The sequence below is a fragment of the Pseudoxanthomonas sp. 97-1-1 genome, from assembly GCF_057773125.1.
In genome coordinates this window covers 462,806-482,035 of sequence record NZ_JBYMTJ010000004.1, presented here as the reverse complement: position 1 = coordinate 482,035, position 19,230 = coordinate 462,806, and the positions used below count along the sequence as shown (strand labels likewise).

Genomic DNA, 19,230 nt, shown 5'->3' with positions numbered 1-19,230 from the left:
CGCCCCCTCACTTCCGTACGCCGACAGGGGCTGTCGGATCGTTACTGGCTTCCACGCGGACCTTCGTACGTATCTCCGGACTCAGGCGTTTGGCGAGCGCTTCATAGACCGCCTTGGCACGGCGCATGCCGAGCGCGACGTTGTAGGCGTGCGACGCACGCACGTCGGTGTGGCCGACGATCGCGATGCTGCCGCCCCCCATCCTGTCCAGCGCGGCCGCCACCTTGTCCAGCAACGGCTCGAACTCCGGACGGATGTTCGATTTGTCCGTGTCGAACAGCACCGTTCCAAGCAGGGCACCCCCTTCATCGACACCGACGATCAGCGAGCCCGGATCGTCCACGTTGCCACGCGCACTGACCACCAGTCCCTTGGCCGAAACAGCGTCGAGCTTCTCCAGCAGCGCCGCCTTGACCGCGTTTGCACGATCGAAGGCCAGCGCCTCGCCATCGGCATTCGCATTGATGACCACTTCACCACCCTGGTACTCGCGCACCTTGGCTGCCATGGCCTCGATCACCGGCAGGTACTGCGGACGAATCTCGGCGCTGCCCGGGGCGAAGAACACCTCGCCCATCTCCAGTTCGACCTGTTCGCTGCCGCCTTCGATGACCTGTTCCGGCACCTTCACGCCGAAGTCGAAGCGCACCGGCACGCCCGGGGTGATCCGGCGCAGCAGCGGGTTGTCGGTGGTGAACGCGGCGCCGGCCGGCAGGGTGGACGGGTCGACCTTCAGGATGAAGTTGCGGCCCCGCTCCCACGCGCCGCCGGACACACCGGCCAGGTGGTAGCGACCGTACTGGTCGGTCTCGATCAGCAGGCCTTCCACCGACGCGATGCGCACACCGGGGATGCCGCGCTCATCGATACCGGCGTTGCGGATGATGTAGTCGACCACATAGCCCTTGTCGCCCTGGGCCACGCGCCGCTCCACCGTCGGCGCCGCGGCCGTCAGACCCTTGGCGGCATCGCCGGTGGTCTGCACCGTGGTGTTGCCCGCCGCGTCCATGCGAACGGTGACGCCCTCGGCGCTCGTCAGAATGAAGTCGTCCGTGAAGGCGGCTTCGCTCAGGTGCTGACGGATGACCACCGCGTGCTGCTCGACAGGATCGGCCACGGACTGGCGACCGCTGATGGCGCCCACGGCGATCCCGTGCAGCAGCGGCGAACTGGCGTCCGCTTCAGGCTGCGGTCCTGCGCCGCGGTCCACGGTCGTGGAGTTCGCGATGTAGGCACCCGGGGCAAAGCCGCCCTGCACCTTCACGCCACTCAGTGCCGCGCTGTCCTGCCAGCCATCACCGTCGCGGTCGTTGAAGACCGTGCCCAGCAGCAGGCTGTCGTCCAGCATCGGATCAGCCGTGAGCACCACGTCCGCAGTGGCGACATTGGACACCGGATCGTCGGTCGCCGAGCGCACCTGGGCCTGGTTGACGTGGGTGCCCGGGCGGACGCCCGCACCGACGCGCATCACATAGACCAGGGTGGCGGTCTCGCCGGCGGCCACGTCCACACCGCCGAAGCGGAGCGGGCTGCTGCCGGAAATCGTCGCCATGGCATCGGCATCGTTGGCCAACAGCGAGCCCTCGACGTAGCTGAAGCCCGCCGCCGGCGTATCGACAACAGTGCCGTTGACCAGATCGGTGCTGCCCACGTTCTCCACGGTCAGCGTGTAGCGGACCAGGTCACCGATGCGAACCTCGCGCGAGCCGGCCGTCTTGCTCAGGCGGATCTCCGGCGCATCCAGTTCATGCTCCGTACTGCAGGTGGTGCAGACGGGCGGCTCACCACCGCCGCCCGACGCGACCACCTGGTTGCCGACGATGGCGCCCGCGTTCGCATTGACGACGGCGTCATAGCTCAGCGCATGCACACCGGCGGCCGTACCGGCAGGCAAGCGGCAGGTCAGCGTGGTGCCATCGAACATGCAGCCCGCAGGCAATGCGCCCAGCGTCAGTCCGCGGTCCGGTGTATCCACCAGCACCAGTTCTTCGGTCAGCGCGGACGCGCTGATCGCGACCGACAGGGTGTAACGCACCGTCTGCCCGATCTGCACCTGAGCACCCGTCCCCGGATCGGAGGACTTCGTCACGGTCACGTGCGGCTCGGCCACCGGGGTGACGGTATCGCAACGATCAGCACAGGTCGGCGTGTCGTCACCGGTGCCTACCACCGCATTGTTCACCGTACCCGAGGCCGCGGCATTCACCGTCGCCGTGTAGGTCACCGTGTAGGTGCCCGGCAGCGTGCCCACCGGCAGCGTGCACACCAGCGGGTTGGTGCTGTTGCAGGTGTACGCACCGGCATCGGTCATCGCCACGAAGTCCAGGCCCGTGCCCAGCGTGTCGGTCAGCACCAGCTCCGCCGTGGTAGCGGCATTGTTCACCGTCGCCGTCAGCATGTAGGTGATCGTGTCGCCTACGCTGACTTCCGTCTGGTCCGCAGGCAATGCCGCGCCCTTCGCGTACGTCACCAGCGGCGGCAGCGGCTCCGTGACCGGCGTTTCGGTGCTGCAGCTGCCTGCGCAGGTCGGCGCGTCGTCGCCGGTGCCCACCACAGCGTTGTTCACCGTGCCCGAAGCCTGGTCGTTGACCGTGGCCGTGTAGGTCACCGTGTAGGTGCCCGGCGCCGTGCCCTCAGGCAAGGTACAGACCAGCGGGTTGGTATTGCCGCAGGTGAAGGTGCCCGCCGTCACGGTGCCCAGATCCAGACCAGGACCCAGGGTGTCGGTCAGCGTCAGCATGGCCGTCGTGCGGGAATTGGTGATCGACAGGCTCAGCGTGTACGCCAGGGTATCCCCTGCCGAGACTTCGGTTTGCCCTGCAGGCAGGACAACCGACTTGCTGTAGCTCACCGCAGGCGCCGTCACCGGCGTGCTCGTGTCGCAGTTCGTCGTGCAGGTCGCGTTGGTGCCGACCACGGCGTTGTCCACCGTGCCCACGGCCTGGTCATTCACCGTCGCCGTGTAGGTCACCGTGTAGGTGCCCGGCAGCGTGCCCACCGGCAGCGTGCACACCAGCGGGTTGGTGCTGTTGCAGGTGTACGCACCGGCATTGGTCACCGCACCGAACGTCAGGCCCGTGCCCAGCGTGTCGGTCAGCGTCGTCACCGACGTGGTCTGCGAGTTCGCCACCACCGTCGTCAGCGTGTAGGTGATCGTGTCACCCACCGCCACCGGGCCGGCCGTGCTGGCCGACTTGCTGTAGCTCACCGCAGGCGCCGTCACCGGCACCTCCACGAACCCGTTGCCACACGGGCTCGGACCTGAGGGTCCACCCGGCCCGGGGGGGCCAGCTTGTATCAGACAGCTGGCCGAGTTGCTGACCGTTCCCGTCGCTTCCGAATTTACGATCGCCGTGTAGCTCACCGTGTAGGTGCCCGGCACCGTGCCCGCAGGCAGCGTGAACGTCAGCTCCGGCGCACCCGCCGTGTTCGCCGTGTACGCGCCGACATTGGTCACCGACCCGAAGGTCAAGCCTGTGCCCAAGTTATCCCTAAGCACCAAGGCGCTGTATAGCTGCGAGTTACTTATCGTCGCCGTCAGCGTGTAGGTGATCGTGTCACCCACCGCCACCGGGCCGCTCGTGTTCGCCGTCTTGGTGAAGATGACCGCAGGCGACACATAGGTATTGGTGATCGAGCAGGTGGCACTCTCACCGTTCGCCAGGGTCAGCTGATCGCCCGACAGCGCGCCGCCAGTGCAACTCCAGGCGCTGGCCGTATAGGTGACATTGCTCACTCCACCGGTTTCGGACAACGTGTAGACGCCCGCGCCCACCGAAGCAGCACTTACGCCTCCCGCCCCGCTGACCGGCGTGGGGCCTGCAGCGGAGAGCGTCCAGTCGGTCGCGACCGCAGAACCACCGCTCACCGTCTTGACCAGCGTCAACGTCGCCGCCTGGTCATCGTTGACGATGCTGCACGTCGCGGAATCCCCATTGGCCAAGGTCAGCTGATTGCCCGACAAGGCGCCAGCGGTACAGCTCCACGCGCCTGCCGTGTAGCCCGCGACCACCGGTTCGGACAGTGTGTAAACGCCGGCATTCACCGGGGCGTTGGTCACCGCAGCCGTGCCGCTGATGCCCGTAATCGTGGTGGGCCCGGTTGCTGTCAGCGGGAAGTCGCTGACCGTCGCCGTGCCGCCATTGTCGTTGACCACCGTCTTGACCAGCGTCAGTGTTGCCGCCTGGTCGTCGTTGGTGATCGTGCAGGTCGCGATATCCCCGCCAGCCAGGGCGATCGAATCGGAAACGATGGCCGCCCCACCGTTGATGACGCAGCTGTAGGTCCCGGGGGTGTAGCCAGCGGGGCCACCCGCTTCGCTCAATGCATAGGTACCGACCGGCACCGCGACATTGGTGACCGCAGCGCTGCCGCTGGTTCCGCTCACTGTCTGGGCGGACCCCGTTGCCGTCAGGGTCCAGGCAGTGGCTACGGCGGCACCGCCATCGTTGTTGAGGACGTTCTTGACCAGCGTGAGGCGGGGCAGCGCCAGTACGTTGACCGTCGCCGTTGACGTGTTGTTGCCCGGTGTGGGATCCGTCACGCCAGAAGGAGGAGCGACCGTCGCCGTGTTGGCGACCTGCGTTTGGGCGAGCACCGGTGCCGTAAGCGCGCCACACATGGCCAGCACCCCCAGAACGAGGAGGGAGCGGCTCTTCTGGGCCATATGGCGGAATTGAGTCGAGACGTACACGGGTGGTCCCTTACGCTGGATCGGGAGAAAAGCCAGCCAGGGACTGCCTCCCCCAAGGCTGTCTTGAAAGTCGCAACTCCCCTCGACCTGGGCCAGGACAGCCCTGTCGGAGCGGGATTACGTCACAAATCGCATTGCATCCCCGAAAGAGGACATTTGTCACAACCAAATGAGACATACATTACACATTCACCATTTCTTAACGTCAACAAGTTGGCGTCAACAGGTAAACGTGTGAACTTCATCACATAACGAGATGCGCCAAGCGCCCGAAAACCGACATGACCGACCAATGGCCCCCGCCGACAGACAGGCGGCGGCCGGGAAAGGACCATGCAGCGCGTGCCCGCAGACACTGACGGCCTGCAGGCAAAGGGATGCGGGGACGCGATGGGAAAAAGCGGACCTTGCAGTCCGGCCGGTCAAACGGGCCGGGGCGGGTCAGTCGCTCTGGAGTTCGGCGACGAAGTCGTAAGCGTCGCCACGGTAGAAGGACCGGGTGGATTCGACGACCCGACCATCCTCAAGGAAGGCGCGGCGCTCGACCAGCAAGCCCGGCGCCCCGACCGGCAGTTCGAGGTGCCGGGCCGCCTCTTCGTCCAGGGCGACGGCGCGCAGGCGCTGGAGGGCACGCCGCGGCCGATGGCCATAGGCATCCAGTGCCTCATACAAGGATGTGGTCACGCTGTCCGGGTCCGGCAGCAGGAGGTACGGCACCAGGGTCCGTTCGATGGCGATCGGCGCCCCGTCCACGTGGCGCAGGCGGTACATGCGTACCACGCCGCTGCCCGGTGACAGGTTCAGGGCCATGGATTCTTCCGGGGTCACCTCGCCCACCGAGCGCTCGAGGAACTTCACTTGCGGGTTGAGCCCGCGCTCGCGCAGGTCGTCGGTGAAGCTGGTCAGGCGGGAGAACTGGCGCAGGATGCGCTCGGCCACGAAAGTGCCCGCTCCCTGCCGCTGCACCAGCAGACCACTTTCGATCAGACCCGCCAGCGCCTTGCGGATGGTCACCCGCGACAGGTCCAGCAGTTGGGCCAGGTCCCGTTCGCTCGGCAGGGCCTGCCCGGGCCGCAACACGCCGGCATCCATCAGGTTCTGCAGCGCGCGACGCAAGCGCAGATAGGCCACCGCACGCGTGGACTCGCCGGTCTGCAATCGCTGGTATTCCTCGAGCAGGTTCTTTTGCATACGAATCAAGATACCAGTGGAGTACCAATGCTGCAACAATTGCGTTACAGGGCCGGACCTGTTGGCGCGCCGTGGTACCCCGGTGGTATTGTTGCCACTCATTCCCGCTTCACCGAGACGCCCGTGACCGCGAAGACCCTGCCCGTCGATACCTTCGATCTCGTCATCTTCGGCGGCACCGGCGACCTGGCGCTGCGCAAGCTGCTGCCGGGCCTGCTGCGGCGCTATGCCGACGGCCAGATCCCGGAAGACAGCCGCATCATCGGCGTGGCCCGCGACAAGCAGGGCGATGCCGAGTATCGGGCGAAGGTCGGTGACGCACTGGCCCGCGCCTGCGGCAACGACGAATCGCTGAGGTCCAAGCTGCCGGCGTTCCTCGAGAAGCTGGGCTATCTGGCCCTGGATGCCACCAAGGACGAGGGCTGGGATGACTTCGCCGCCCGCCTGCAGACCACCGGCGACCGCATCCGCGTGTTCTACCTGTCCACCAGCCCCACGCTGTTCGTGAACATCTGCGACCGCCTGCGCACGCACGGCCTGAACACCGGCAACGCCCGGGTGGTGATCGAGAAGCCGATCGGCCATGACTCGGCCAGTGCCGCAGTCATCAACGACGCCGTCGGCAGCGCGTTCGCGGAAAGCCAGATCTTCCGCATCGACCATTATCTGGGCAAGGAAACCGTCCAGAACCTGCTGGCGCTGCGCTTCGCCAACATCCTGTTCGAACCGCTGTGGAATGCCAGCCGCATCGACCACGTGCAGATCACCGTGGCCGAGACCGTCGGGCTGGAGAAGCGTGCCGGCTACTACGACACCTCCGGCGCGCTGCGCGACATGGTGCAGAACCACCTGCTGCAGCTGCTGTGCATGGTGGCCATGGAACCGCCCGCCGCGCTGCAGGCCGACGCCGTGCGCGACGAGAAACTGAAGGTCCTGCGCTCGCTGCGCCCGATCACCGCCGAAGACGCCGGCCAGCTGACCGTGCGTGGCCAGTACCGCGCCGGCGCCAGCAATGGCGCGGCCGTGCCCGGCTACCTGGACGAACTGGGCCGCGACGATTCGCGCACCGAGACCTTCGTGGCCATCAAGGCCGAAGTGGACAACTGGCGCTGGGCCGGCGTGCCGTTCTACCTGCGCACCGGCAAGCGGTTGTCCGAGCGCGTGTCCGAGATCGTCATCGCCTTCAAGCACGTGCCGCATTCCATCTTCGACGACAGCGCCGGCCCGGTGATGGGCAACAAGCTGGTGCTGCGCCTGCAGCCGGATGAAGGCGTCAAGCTGTGGCTGATGATCAAGGACCCGGGCCCCGGTGGCCTGCGGCTGCAGCACGTGCCGCTGGACATGAGCTTCGCCGAAGCCTTCGGCGTGCATCAGCCGGAAGCCTACGAGCGCCTGCTGATGGACGTGGTGCGCGGCAACCAGACGCTCTTCATGCGCCGCGACGAAGTGGAAGCCGCCTGGAAGTGGGTCGACCCGATCCTGGCCGCCTGGGAAAACCTGCGCGAAGCCCCCAAGCCCTACACCGCCGGCTCGTGGGGCCCCAGCGCCGCCGTGGCCCTGGTCGAACGCGACGGCCGCACCTGGCACGAAGACACCGTCTGACGCCCCGGCCCCGCCTGCGCGGGGCCTCCCCCCGGCCACCTGCCGGCCTGCCTTCCCCCGGGAAGCCCCCACTCCCGAGTCGCGCCATGCCCCCCACCGATCTCTCGCTGCAGGTCCAGCTGCACCCCTTCCCCGACGGCGAAGCAGTCGCCGATGCCCTCGCGCTGTCCGTTGCCGACGACCTGCGCGCCGCGTTGGCGCAGCGGGGCACCGCCAGCGTCGCCCTGTCCGGCGGCACCACCCCGCGCCGCTTCCTGCAGGCGCTGTCCCGACAACCGCTGGACTGGGCGAACGTCACCGTCACCCTCGTGGACGAACGCTGGGTGCCCGACGACAACGACCGCTCCAATGCCCGACTGGTGAAGGAACACCTGCTGCAGAACGCAGCTGCCGGTGCCCGCTTCCTTCCGCTGCACCGGCCCACCGCCACGCCCGAGGAAGCGCTCCCGGCCATTGCCGCCACGCTGCCGATACCGCTGGACGTGGCCGTGCTCGGCATGGGCGGCGATGGGCACACGGCATCGTTCTTCCCAGGTGGCGACCTGCTCGCCCAGGCCACTGACCCCGCCACCACGACCACCGTACTGCCGATGCGCGCGCCCGGTGCCGGGGAGCCCCGCATCACCCTGACGCTTCCCGTGCTGCGCGATGCCGGCCATCTGTATCTGCACATCGAAGGCGGCGAGAAGCGCCAGGTGCTCCAGCAGGCCCTGTCAGGCCAGGGCGCGGGCGCCGGCTACCCGATCCGCACGCTGATGCAGGCCCTGCGCGCGCCACTGCAGGTCTATCTGGCGCAGTGATCGGCACGTGCCGGTGTTGAGGCAAAGCGGGCCGCACTGCTTATAATGCCCCCCTGCCCGCGGCGCTCCGGCGCCCGGTCCCGCCTGGATCGCGCACCGCGCACTCCGTCGGCCCCCGTTTTCGTAGCCATGCGCGGCCTTGAGGCCGTGCTGCCAAAGGTGGAAAGTGCGTAACTACGACCTCGAATTCCTCAAGCATTTCTCGATGGTGATCGGCTTCCTGGTGCTGGTCACCGGCGGTCTGATCGTCGGCGCGTACTTCCTGCACGACACGCTGCCGCCGGAAGTGAACCCCAAAGCCGTGCAGATCACCGAGGCGCGCATCGCCCCGGCCGGTGCCGTCTATGCCGGTGAAACCGGTGCGGCCGCCCAGGCTGCCGCTGCGGCCGCCGCCCAGGCCGCCGCCGCTTCGCAGGTCGCCTATGGCGGCACGCTCGATGGCGGCGAGATCTACAAGAACCTCTGCGGCGCCTGCCACACCAACGGCGTGGGCAAGGCTCCCATGCTGACCGCCGCCGGCATGGGCGCGCGCGCCGCCAAGGGCGTGGATACGCTGTACAAGCACGCCATCGAGGGCTTCACCGGTCCGGACGGCGGCATCATGCCTCCCAAGGGCGGCAACCCGGCCCTGACCGACGAGCAGGTGCACGCCACGGTCGACTGGATGCTGGCCAACAGCAAGTAAGGCCCCGCGCCTTCCACGAAACGCCGCCTCCGGGCGGCGTTTTTGTTTGGGACGACAAGAACCGTGGGGGACATTCCTTCTCCCCGTTTGCGGGGAGAAGGTGCCGAAAGCGGATGAGGGGCGAGCGAGGTCCATTTCCTGCTGTCCGGCGCCGCCCCGACCGCTCGACGCACGGGGGTAACGCACGCTCCACGGCACCAGCGCCCCTCGCCCACCCCGGATCAGGTCCGGGGCAGGCTTTCCGCGCCCTCTCTTCCCACGAGCGGAGGAGAGGGAAAACCTGCCCGTCACCCATTCCGTTTACCCTTGCCGCCTCGCTTCAATGGTCGCCCCACGATGACGCCCCCCCGCTCGCTGCTCACCCTCGCCCTGCTCGCCACCCTCGCCCTGCCGGCCTGCGCGGCCACACCGAAGGAGCGCGTCATGCCCATCGGCCAGGTGCAGGGTGAAAGCGCGCGCAGCGGGCTCGATGGCCAGACCGTCACTATCGAAGGCGTCGTCAGCGGCGCGTTCCTCGAGGGCCTCGGCGGCTTCTTCCTGCAGGACACCGGTGACGGCAATCCGAAGACCTCCGATGCGCTGTTCGTCGCGCTTGATGAAGGCGTGCCACCGCCGTCGCTCAGTGCTGGCGACCGTGTCCGCGTGAGCGGCATCGTCGGCGAACGCAAGGCCGGCGGCGACGCCACGCAGACCGCGCTGCATGCACCGGTCATCCAGCCGCGCGGCAAGGGCAGCGTCGCACCGACCGTGCTCAGTGCGCAGCCCGCCGACTGGGAAGCGCTGGAGGGCATGCTCGTGCGCATCGACGCGCCACTCACGCTCAGTGGCACGCATACGCTCGAACGTTTCGGCGAACTGATCACCGGTTTCGATGGCCGCCTGTGGCAACCCAGCGAGCGCGCCGCGCCCGGCAGCCCGGAAGCCAAGCGCCTCGCCGCCGATAATGCACGCCGCACCCTGGTATTGGACGACGGCAGCGCCGCGCGCGACCCCGTCGCCGTCTGGTACGTCAAGGATGGCCAGCCGCTGCGCACCGGCACCGTGCTGACCGGCGTGCAGGGCATCGTCGAACAGCGCCTGGGCAGCTGGCGCCTGCAACTCACCACCACGCCGACGATCGCCGCGCCGCAACGCCCGGCTGCGCCGCAGGTGGCAGGCAACGTGCGCGTGGCCGCGTTCAACCTGGAAAACCTCTTCAACGGCGACGGCAACGGCGGCGGCTTCCCCACCGAGCGCGGCGCGAAGACATCGGAGCAGCTGAAGGCGCAGATGTCGAAGCTGGTCGCCACCATCCGCGGCCTCGACCCCGACATCGCCGCGTTGATGGAACTGGAGAACGACGGCTACGGCGCCGACTCCAGCCTCGCGCAGCTGGTCGCCGCACTGAACACCGACGGTGGTACGTGGCGCTTCGTCGATGCGAAGCAGGGTCCGGGTCCGGACACCATCCGCGTCGGCATCATCTACCGCAGCGACAAGGTGAAGCCCACCGGCAAACCCGCCACGCTGCTGGAAGGTCCTTTCGGCGAACGCAGCCGCAGCCCGCTGGCGCAGGCCTTCGTGCGCGGCACCGGCAAGCCCTTCGTCGTGGTCGCCAACCACCTGAAGTCCAAGGGCTGCTCGGAAGCCATCGGCCCGGACACCGACCAGAAGGACGGTGCCGGCTGCTGGAATGCGCTGCGCCTGGATTCGGCGCAACGCCTCGACGCGTGGCTGAAGACCGACCCCACCCGCACACGCAGCGACCGCATCGTCATGCTCGGCGACTTCAACGCCTACGCGATGGAAGCACCGGTGCGCTGGCTGCGTGATGACGCCGGCTGGGTGGATGCGTTCAAGCAGGCGGGCGTCGAACAGCCCTACAGCTACGTCTACAACGGCCTGACCGGCCGCCTCGACCACGCACTGCTCAGTCCGTCATTGGCCAAGCAGCTGCGTGGCGCGGCCGAATGGCATATCAATGCCGACGAACAGGACGCACAGGGCTACGCCGACGGCGATCTGTCCACGCCCTACCGCAGTTCCGACCACGATCCGCTGCTGCTGGGATTCGATCTCTAGGCATTGCAGCATCCGGCAGTCTTGCCTGTAGGAGCAAAGGTGGGCCAAGGCCCACCCTACGCACGCACTAACGCTGCACCTTCTCTACCAGCGCCTGCAGCTTCTGTACGGTGGCCCAGTTGCGCGTGGTCGCCGCCTTCCCCGCCTTGCCCAGCAACGCCTCCGCCGCCTTGCTTTCCAGGATGCCGCTGGCGCAATGCAGGTAGGCGGCCTGCGAACCGATGTGGAACTGTTCCGGCGCCCTGACGTGCGGCGCGATCGCCGACATCGCCGACATCGCCGCGAGGACATTGGCGTCCGCCACGAAAGCCACCAGCAGGCGAGAGGGATCGTCCGCCGTGTTCGCGAACGGATTCTCCCTGGCGATCAACGCCAGCACCCTGGCCGAGATCACAATGACCGGCACCTCGATACCGAGTCTCGTCGCGATAGCGGCCGAGATGTCGGCAGCCAACTTCTTAGGTGTGCCCGTGCTTGCCTTGAAGACCACGTTGCCGCTGTTGAGCAGGGTGGCGACGTCCGTGTAGCCAAGATCTCCCAGCAGCGCGCGCAGGTCCGCCATTGCGATGCGCTTGGCCTTGCCGACGTTGATGCCGCGGAGTAGAGCGACGTAGGTAGACATGTCGATGCCGGGGTTAGGGAAGTGTGGAAACGCCGAAGCGGTCAGATACCGTCGCGACGATCATCGGCGACGCCGCCGAGACACCACGACACAAGACCGACAATTCCCACGCCGATCGCCCAACCCACATGCAGATCGACATGCCGGTGCAGCTGCGACAGGATCAACGAGGTGACGAAGGCGAGTCCGCCGATGATGCTCAAGGGACCGATCGCGGTATTGCCCGCCCGGTAGAACCGCCCGTCGTCGCGGTTGATCCAGGCGCGAAGTCTCGACAGTCTGCCCATACCGCTCACTCCTCTGCAGGCTCGACCGGGGCGAACCGCCGCACGGTGCGCTCCTCCACCACCAACTCCTCGCAGAACATCGCGTACGGCCGCACCCACAACCCGCCTTCGCCATACAGCGCGCGATACACCACCACCGGCTCCAGCGTCTCGCTGTGTCGTGCCACCGCGACGACTTCGTAGTCGTTGCCCTTGTAGTGGCGATAGAGGCCTGGGGTGAGTTCGGGGAGTGCCGGGAGTGTGGCCATGATGATCTCGTCGATCCGTAGGGTGGGCCTTGGCCCACCGATGCGGACATTGTCCACGAACTGATCCGTAGGATGGGTGGAGGGAACCACAGGCGACAACCACCTGCGTGCTGCGCACCGGATCCTGTCATGTCGCCTACCGCTTCATTGGCCGGCGTCGCTCGTCAAATATCTCCTGGATCACCCGAACGTCGTCCAGCGACTTCTGCAGAAGGCCCAGATCCAGGTCGCACGTTATCCATTCGTACGGCTCCCGACCGCTCAGCGTCAGCAGGAAGGCTTGGCCCACCACCACGTCTTCCCTTCTTGGCGTCAGGGTGCGCGAGCTGAAGGTGCTTCCCTTGTAGTGGATGCCTTTCCAGCTCTCGTCGACGCGCCAGCGTATCGTCTGCCGCCAGGCGCCCCCGTCCTGCTTGACCGATTTGGCCATCACCGTAGCCACGACGACGACGGTCGAGCCATCAAACCGCATGGCCGCGGGTGGATCGAAGCACACGCTGGTGGCACTGCCTGGCAACGCATACAGCAGTCCTGCCAGCGTCACCGCGATCGCGATCATCTTCATGCTTACCACTCCTTGGGTGATTGACACATCAATCGCGCTGGTCGGAGTGGGCCTGCGAACCCCCAACATGCTGACCCATCACCGCTGCGATGTTGGGGTTCACTCCTTTCACCCCAACCTATGAAGTACGCGCCAATCCCTCAATACCCCGCCGCCTGCCCATCCTTGCGGCTTTCGCTGGCGCCGTAGTACACACCGGTCTCCGGGTCGCGCTTGATCGCCTGGTAGCCGCCATACGGGCCGAGGGCCCATTCGACGTGGTGGCCCTTGTCCATCAGCGCGCGGATGGTTTCGTAGGGATAGCCGGATTCCAGCTGCACCACGCCACCGTCGCTCATCGCGGTGGCGCTGCCGACCGGTTCGGTGGAACCGTCGTGCTGCACGCGCGGGGCGTCGCCGGCTTCCTGCAGGGTCATGCCGAAGTCGACCAGGTTCATCACCACCTGCACATGGCCCTGCGGCTGCATCGCGCCGCCCATCACGCCGAAACTGACCCACGGCTGCCCGTCCTTGGTAATGAAGGCGGGGATGATGGTGTGGAAAGGGCGCTTGCCCGGCGCGTAGCAGTTGGGATGCGGCGCGGCGCCCTCGCAGCCCTGCAGCACGAACATCTCGCCACGGTCCTGCAGGATGAAACCCAGGCCGGTCGGCGTCATGCCGCTGCCCATGCCGCGGTAATTGGACTGGATCAGCGAGACCATCATCCCGTCCTTGTCGGCGACGGTCATGTAGATGGTGTCGCCTTCGTCGAGTTCCTTCGGCGTGCCGGGGTGCACTTCGCGCAGCGCCTTGTCGGGCGAGATCAGTGTCGCGCGCTCGCGTGCATACGGCTTGGAAATCAGGCGCGCGACCGGTGCGGGCTGGAAGGCAGGATCGGCATACCAGCGCGCGCGGTCGGCGAAGGCGAGCTTCTTGGCTTCCACCAGCAGGTGTACGTGCTCGGGGCTGCCGAAGGGAATCCTGCTGAAGTCGTAGCCTTCCAGCACGTTGAGCATCTGCAGGGCGGCGATGCCCTGTCCGTTCGGCGGCAGTTCCCAGACGTCGTAGCCGCGGTAGTTGGTGCTGACGGGTTCGACCCACTCGCCCGTGTGCGTCGCCATGTCCTCGTACGACAGGAAACCGCCGTTGGCCTTGAAGTACGCATCGATGGCGCGGGCGATGTCGCCCTTGTAGAACGCATCGCGGCCACCGTCGGCGATCTTCTGCAGCGTGTCGGCCAGGTAGGGGTTCTTCCACATCTCGCCGGTGCGCGGTGCTCGCCCGCCGATGGTGAGCTGCTCGGTGAACCCGGGGAACTTCGACAGCCTCGGCACCGAGCGCTCCCAGTAGTAGGCGATCGTCTGGTGCACCGGGTGGCCTTCGCGCGCATAGCGGATGGTGGGCGCGAGCAGCTCCTTCACCGGCAGCTTGCCGAAGCGCCCGTGCAGCGCGAACCAGGCATCCACGGCGCCCGGCACGCTGACCGGCAACGGTCCATGCGGCGGGATGTCGGTGATGCCCTGTTGCTTGAAGTAGTCCAGCGTCAGCGACTTCGGCGAACGTCCCGAGCCGTTGTAACCGTGCAGCTTCTTCGTCTTCGGATCCCAGACGATGGCGAACAGGTCGCCGCCGATGCCATTGCCGGTGGGCTCCATCAGGCCGAGCGCAGCGTTGGCGGCGATGGCGGCGTCCATCGCCGTGCCGCCCCGCTTCATCACGTCCAGTGCGATCTGCGTGGCCAGCGGATGCGAGGTGGCGGCCATCGCATGCGGCGCGATGACGTCCGAACGCGTGGCGAACGCGCGACCGGCAATGCGGTCGGCGGAGGAAGCGGGCAGCGCGGCGGCAGCGGCAAACGCCGTCGCCAGGCAGGACATCAGGAGAGTACGCATCATCGTCGGGCGATGGCGCGCACCGCGCGCGCCTTCAGCCGCCGATATTACGCATTACGGCCAGGTGGGCGGATTGACCTGCCACGCCCCCAGCACTTCGGCCAGCGTGTCGCGGTCTTCCTGCCGCCAGTCGGGCAGCTGCGCGGCGAAGTTGCGCGCATCGGTCCACTGCGTGGGCTCGGTCCGCACGGCAGCCCCGAACCACTGCACGGCTTCGTCCTTGCGGCCCAGTTTCCACAGGGCCAGCGCGAAGGTGGGCGGCACCCACGAGGCCCCGCCTACGGCGCCCACCAGCGGGCTCCACTGGTCCAATGCCTCCTGGTATTGGCCCTGCCGATAGAGGTCCCAGCCATAGTTCCAGCGGATGGACCGCCACGTATGACTGCCGGACTGTGCGCCAGCCAGGGCCTGCTGGTAGAGCTGCGCACCCAGATCGGCGCGCCCGCCCGCGCTGGCGACATGCGCCAGCTGCGCGGTAGCTTCCAGCGTCTTGCGACCGCGTTCGCGCGCCTTCATCAGCTGGTCGATCAACGCGTCGCCTTCCACGCCGGTGATCGCCACCACGGGCGCCGCCGCGCGGTCTTCGTCGAAATAGAATTCCTTCGGCTTGGGCACATTCTGCGCTTGTGCCGAAAAAACGCTCAATGCCAGCACGGTGGCCAGCAGCAAATACTTACCGGATTTCACGACATCCCCCAGACAACAGTGTTCCCCCGGCCGTCATCCTAACCGCTGCAACGCACAACGGCGGAGTGACGCGCGTCACAGAAAAAGCCGCTGTTACAATGCGCGCCTTCATGCCCGAGGGGTTTTCGGGCCACGCCAGCCGCTTTGGGCCCGCCATGACCAGCACCGCCGAACTCACCTCGCCCTCGTCCGCCAACACGCCGCAGATCGGGGTGATCGACAGCGATTACACGCTGGAACACAAGTACACCCGCACCGACGGGCGCATCTACCTGAGTGGCGTGCAGGCGCTGGTGCGCCTGCCGCTGATGCAGCGGCTGCGCGATCAGGCGGCGGGGCTGAACACCGCCGGCTTCATCAGTGGCTACCGCGGCTCGCCGCTGGGCGGCTTCGACCTGGAGCTGTGGCGCGCGCGCAAGCACCTGGAGGCGGCGGCGGTGAAGTTCATCCCGGGCCTCAACGAAGACCTGGGCGCGACCATGGTGTGGGGCACGCAGCAGACCAACCTGTTCCCGGGGGCCAAGGTCGATGGCGTGTATTCGATGTGGTACGGCAAGGGCCCCGGCGTGGATCGCTGCGGCGACGTGTTCAAGCACGGCAATGCCGCGGGTACGTCGAAGTTCGGTGGCGTGCTGGCGCTGGCGGCCGACGACCACAACTGCCGCAGCTCCACGCTGCCGCACGGCTCGGAAGACGAATTCGTCAGTGCGATGATGCCGGTGCTGAACCCGGCCGGCGTGCAGGACATCCTCGACCTGGGCCTGGTGGGCTGGGCGATGAGCCGCTACACCGGCCGCTGGATCGGCTTCAAGACGATCGCCGAGACGGTGGAATCGTCGGCCTCGGTGCAGGTGGATCCGTTCGCGCGGCAGATCGTGATGCCGGAGGACTTCGCCATGCCGGCTGGGGGCCTCAACATCCGCTGGCCGAATCCGCCGCTCGATCAGGAAATGCGCCTGCACAAGTACGCAGTCGCCGCGGCGCAGGCATTCGCGCGGGCCAACCAGGTGGACCGGATCGTGCTGGACTCGCCGCGCGCGCGGCTGGGCATTGTCACCACCGGCAAGAGCTACCTGGATGTGCTGCAGGCGCTGGAGTACCTGGGCCTGGACGAGCAGGCCTGCGCCGACATCGGCATCCGGGTCTACAAGGTCGGCATGACCTGGCCGCTGGAGCCGGTGGGCATCACCGAGTTCGCCAAGGGACTGGAAGACATCGTGGTGGTGGAGGAGAAGCGTGCCTTCATCGAGCGGCAGATGAAGGAGTACTTCTACAACTGGCCGACGAATGCGGGCACGCGCCCGTCCATCGTCGGCAAATACGACGAGGCCGGCGAGTGGATCCTGCCGTCCACCGGCGAATTGACCCCGGCCACCATCGCCGGCGTCATCGGCCGCCGCATCCTGCGCTTCCCGCTTCCATCAAGCACTTTCACGGAATCCATCGAACAGCGCCTGCGCTGGATGGAGGAGAAGGAAGCCGAGATGGCGCTGCCGCGCGCCAACTTCCCGCGTGTGCCGCACTACTGCTCCGGCTGCCCGCACAACACCTCGACGGTGGTGCCGGAAGGTTCACGCGCGCTCGGCGGCATCGGTTGCCACTACATGGTCACGTGGATGGACCGCAACACCGACACCTTCACCCACATGGGCGGCGAAGGCGTGACGTGGTCCGGGCAGGCGCCGTTCACCGAGACGGAGCACGTGTTCCAGAACCTGGGCGACGGCACGTTCTTCCACTCCGGCTCGCTGGCGGTACGGCAGTCGGTGGCCACCGGGGTGAACATCACCTACAAGATCCTCTACAACGACGCGGTGGCGATGACCGGCGGCCAGCCGGTGGACGGCACGCTGTCGGTGCCGCAGATCGCGCACATGATGCGCGCCGAGGGCGTGGACACGATCGTCGTGGTCAGCGACGAGATCGGCAAGTGGAGCAAGCGCGAGCTGTTCCCCTCGGGCGTGGAATTCTTCGACCGCAAGGAACTGGACGACGTGCAGCGCCGCCTGCGCGAGGTGAAGGGCGTCTCCATCCTGATCTACGATCAGGTCTGCGCCACCGAGAAGCGCCGCCGCCGCAAGCGCGGCAAGCTGCCGGATCCTGCCAAGCGCACGATGGTCAACACGCTGGTCTGCGAAGGCTGCGGCGACTGCGGCGTGAAGAGCTTCTGCGTATCGGTGCTGCCGAAGGAAACGGAGTTCGGCCGCAAGCGCGAGATCGACCAGTCGAACTGCAACAAGGATTTCCGCTGCGTCGACGGCTTCTGCCCCAGCTTCGTCACCGTGCACGGCGGCACGCCCCGCAAGGGCAAGAAGGCCAATGCGGCGGATCTTCTCGCCGCACTACCGGCACCGGCGTTCAATTCCGACCTCGACCAGCCCTGGAACATCCTCATCACCGGCGTCGGCGGCACCGGCGTGGTGACCATCGGCGCCCTGCTCGGCATGGCCGGCCACCTGGAAGGCAAGGGCGCCAGCGTGCTCGACCAGACCGGCCTGGCGCAGAAAGGCGGCGCGGTGACCACGCACATCCGCATCGCGCGCACGCCGGAGGACATCCACGCCGTGCGCATCGCCGCCGGCGAAGCCGACCTGGTGCTGGGCTGCGACATGGTGGTGGTCAACGACTACTGGGTGCTGTCGAAGGTCCGTGGCGAGCGCTCGCAGGTAGTGCTGAACACCTACGAAGCCATGCCCGGCACGTTCACCACGCACCCGGACATGGAGTTCCCCGCCACCGACATCATCGCCGGCGTGAAGGTAGCGCTGGGTGGCCGCGAGCCGATGCTGGTCGATGCCACGCAGGTGGCGACCGCGCTGATGGGCGATGCGATCGCCAGCAACCTCTTCATGCTGGGCTATGCGTGGCAGCAGGGCCTGGTGCCGATCTCGTTCGACGCCATCATGCGCGCCGTCGAGCTCAACGGCGCCGCCATCGAGATGAACAAGACGGCCTTCGCGTGGGGCCGACTGGCCGTGGTCAACCCGCAGGCGGTGCAGGAAGCCGCCGGCCTGATCCACAACACGCAGACCGAGAGCGAGCGCACGCCGGGTACGCTGCAGATCCTGCCGCCGGGCGAATGGGAAAGCACCGAGTGGGGCGCAAATGCCGCCCCGCGCAATCCAGGCAACGAAAGCGAATTGCGCGGTTTGCCGGACAGCGGCGCTGGCGGTGGCGACAACGTCGCCTTCCTGCCACTGGACGACCTGCGCCTGTCGCGCTCGCTGGATGAACTGGTCGCACGGCGCTCGGCCTTCCTCATCGAGTACCAGGACGCCGCGTACGCGCGCCGCTACACCGACCTGGTGGCCAAGGTGCGCTCGGCCGAGAACATCAAGGCGCCGGGTTCGACGGCATTGACCGAGGCCGTGGCCCGCTACTTCTTCAAGCTGATGGCGTACAAGGACGAGTACGAAGTGGCGCGCCTGTACACCAGCGGCGATTTCCAGCGCCGCCTGCAGCAGCAGTTCGACGGCGACTACGAGGTGCACTTCCACCTCGCGCCGCCGCTGTTCGCCAAGAAGGATGCGCACGGTCGCCTGATGAAGAAGGAATACGGCCCGTGGATGTTCAAGGCGTTCGGCCTGCTGGCGAAGCTGCGCTTCCTGCGCGGCGGCACGTTCGACGTGTTCGGCTATACCGACGAGCGCAAGGGCGAGCGCCAGCTGATCGCCGACTACGAGAAGACGATCAGCGACCTGCTGGCGGCATTGGACGCCGACCGCCTGGAACTGGCGGTCGAGATCGCCAGCATCCCCGAGCACATCCGCGGCTACGGCCACGTCAAGGAAAAGCACCTGCATGCCGCCAAGGCGCGCGAGGCCGAGCTGCTCGGCATCTGGCGCAACCCGAAGGCGCTGCATATCGTGCAGGCGGCCTGACGATGAAAACCCCGCTCCGGCGGGGTTTTCTCTACTG

The 19,230-nt window shown here is 67.1% G+C and carries 13 protein-coding genes; 5 read left to right on the top strand and 8 right to left on the bottom strand.

Annotated elements, in window-relative coordinates; genetic code table 11:
- Positions 1-7 precede the first annotated feature (7 nt).
- Positions 8-4,621 (bottom strand): isopeptide-forming domain-containing fimbrial protein, encoded by a 4,614-nt coding sequence (locus AC3DET_RS17445; protein WP_488392440.1) that lies wholly within the window; start codon positions 4,619-4,621, stop codon positions 8-10.
- Positions 4,622-5,134: 513 nt separating this feature from the next.
- The gene (locus AC3DET_RS17440; RefSeq protein ID WP_192203003.1) at positions 5,135-5,884 is read right to left on the bottom strand and encodes a GntR family transcriptional regulator; all 750 of its coding nucleotides are present in this window, start codon (positions 5,882-5,884) and stop codon (positions 5,135-5,137) included.
- Between the two features lie 123 nt (positions 5,885-6,007).
- On the opposite strand from AC3DET_RS17440, the gene zwf reads away from it, so the two are divergent.
- From zwf to AC3DET_RS17420, 4 genes are all read left to right on the top strand, one after another.
- Positions 6,008-7,486, top strand: a complete 1,479-nt coding sequence (zwf, locus tag AC3DET_RS17435; RefSeq protein ID WP_488392439.1) for a glucose-6-phosphate dehydrogenase — start codon at positions 6,008-6,010, stop codon at positions 7,484-7,486.
- Positions 7,487-7,572: 86 nt separating this feature from the next.
- Positions 7,573-8,286, top strand: coding sequence for a 6-phosphogluconolactonase (pgl, locus tag AC3DET_RS17430; protein WP_337732778.1), 714 nt, complete (start codon positions 7,573-7,575; stop codon positions 8,284-8,286).
- 166 nt (positions 8,287-8,452) lie between these two features.
- On the top strand, positions 8,453-8,971 hold the full coding sequence (locus tag AC3DET_RS17425) for a c-type cytochrome (protein WP_192203006.1): 519 nt from the start codon (positions 8,453-8,455) through the stop codon (positions 8,969-8,971).
- A 336-nt stretch (positions 8,972-9,307) separates the two neighbouring features.
- Entirely contained in the window at positions 9,308-11,032 is a 1,725-nt protein-coding gene (locus tag AC3DET_RS17420) for an ExeM/NucH family extracellular endonuclease (protein ID WP_488392438.1), read from the top strand.
- Between the two features lie 67 nt (positions 11,033-11,099).
- On the opposite strand, the gene AC3DET_RS17415 is transcribed toward AC3DET_RS17420, so the two are convergent.
- From AC3DET_RS17415 to AC3DET_RS17390, 6 genes are all read right to left on the bottom strand, one after another.
- Complete coding sequence (locus AC3DET_RS17415) at positions 11,100-11,654, bottom strand: DUF1697 domain-containing protein (protein WP_488392437.1); 555 nt, start codon at positions 11,652-11,654, stop codon at positions 11,100-11,102.
- A 41-nt stretch (positions 11,655-11,695) separates the two neighbouring features.
- Positions 11,696-11,941 carry a hypothetical protein gene (locus AC3DET_RS17410; protein WP_488392436.1) on the bottom strand — a complete coding sequence of 82 codons (246 nt, stop codon included), beginning with the start codon at positions 11,939-11,941 and terminating at the stop codon, positions 11,696-11,698.
- Positions 11,942-11,946: 5 nt separating this feature from the next.
- Entirely contained in the window at positions 11,947-12,189 is a 243-nt protein-coding gene (locus AC3DET_RS17405; RefSeq protein WP_488392435.1) for a DUF1653 domain-containing protein, read from the bottom strand.
- Positions 12,190-12,325: 136 nt separating this feature from the next.
- Positions 12,326-12,754 carry a hypothetical protein gene (locus AC3DET_RS17400; protein WP_488392434.1) on the bottom strand — a complete coding sequence of 143 codons (429 nt, stop codon included), beginning with the start codon at positions 12,752-12,754 and terminating at the stop codon, positions 12,326-12,328.
- Between the two features lie 140 nt (positions 12,755-12,894).
- On the bottom strand, positions 12,895-14,610 hold the full coding sequence (gene ggt, locus AC3DET_RS17395; RefSeq protein WP_488392508.1) for a gamma-glutamyltransferase: 1,716 nt from the start codon (positions 14,608-14,610) through the stop codon (positions 12,895-12,897).
- A 69-nt stretch (positions 14,611-14,679) separates the two neighbouring features.
- Positions 14,680-15,312: a tetratricopeptide repeat protein gene (locus tag AC3DET_RS17390; RefSeq protein WP_337732788.1), complete on the bottom strand. Its 633-nt coding sequence runs from the start codon at positions 15,310-15,312 to the stop codon at positions 14,680-14,682.
- Between the two features lie 155 nt (positions 15,313-15,467).
- Here AC3DET_RS17390 and AC3DET_RS17385 point away from each other — a divergent pair, with 155 nt between their 5' ends.
- Positions 15,468-19,193: an indolepyruvate ferredoxin oxidoreductase family protein gene (locus tag AC3DET_RS17385; protein ID WP_488392433.1), complete on the top strand. Its 3,726-nt coding sequence runs from the start codon at positions 15,468-15,470 to the stop codon at positions 19,191-19,193.
- Positions 19,194-19,230: the final 37 nt, after the last annotated feature.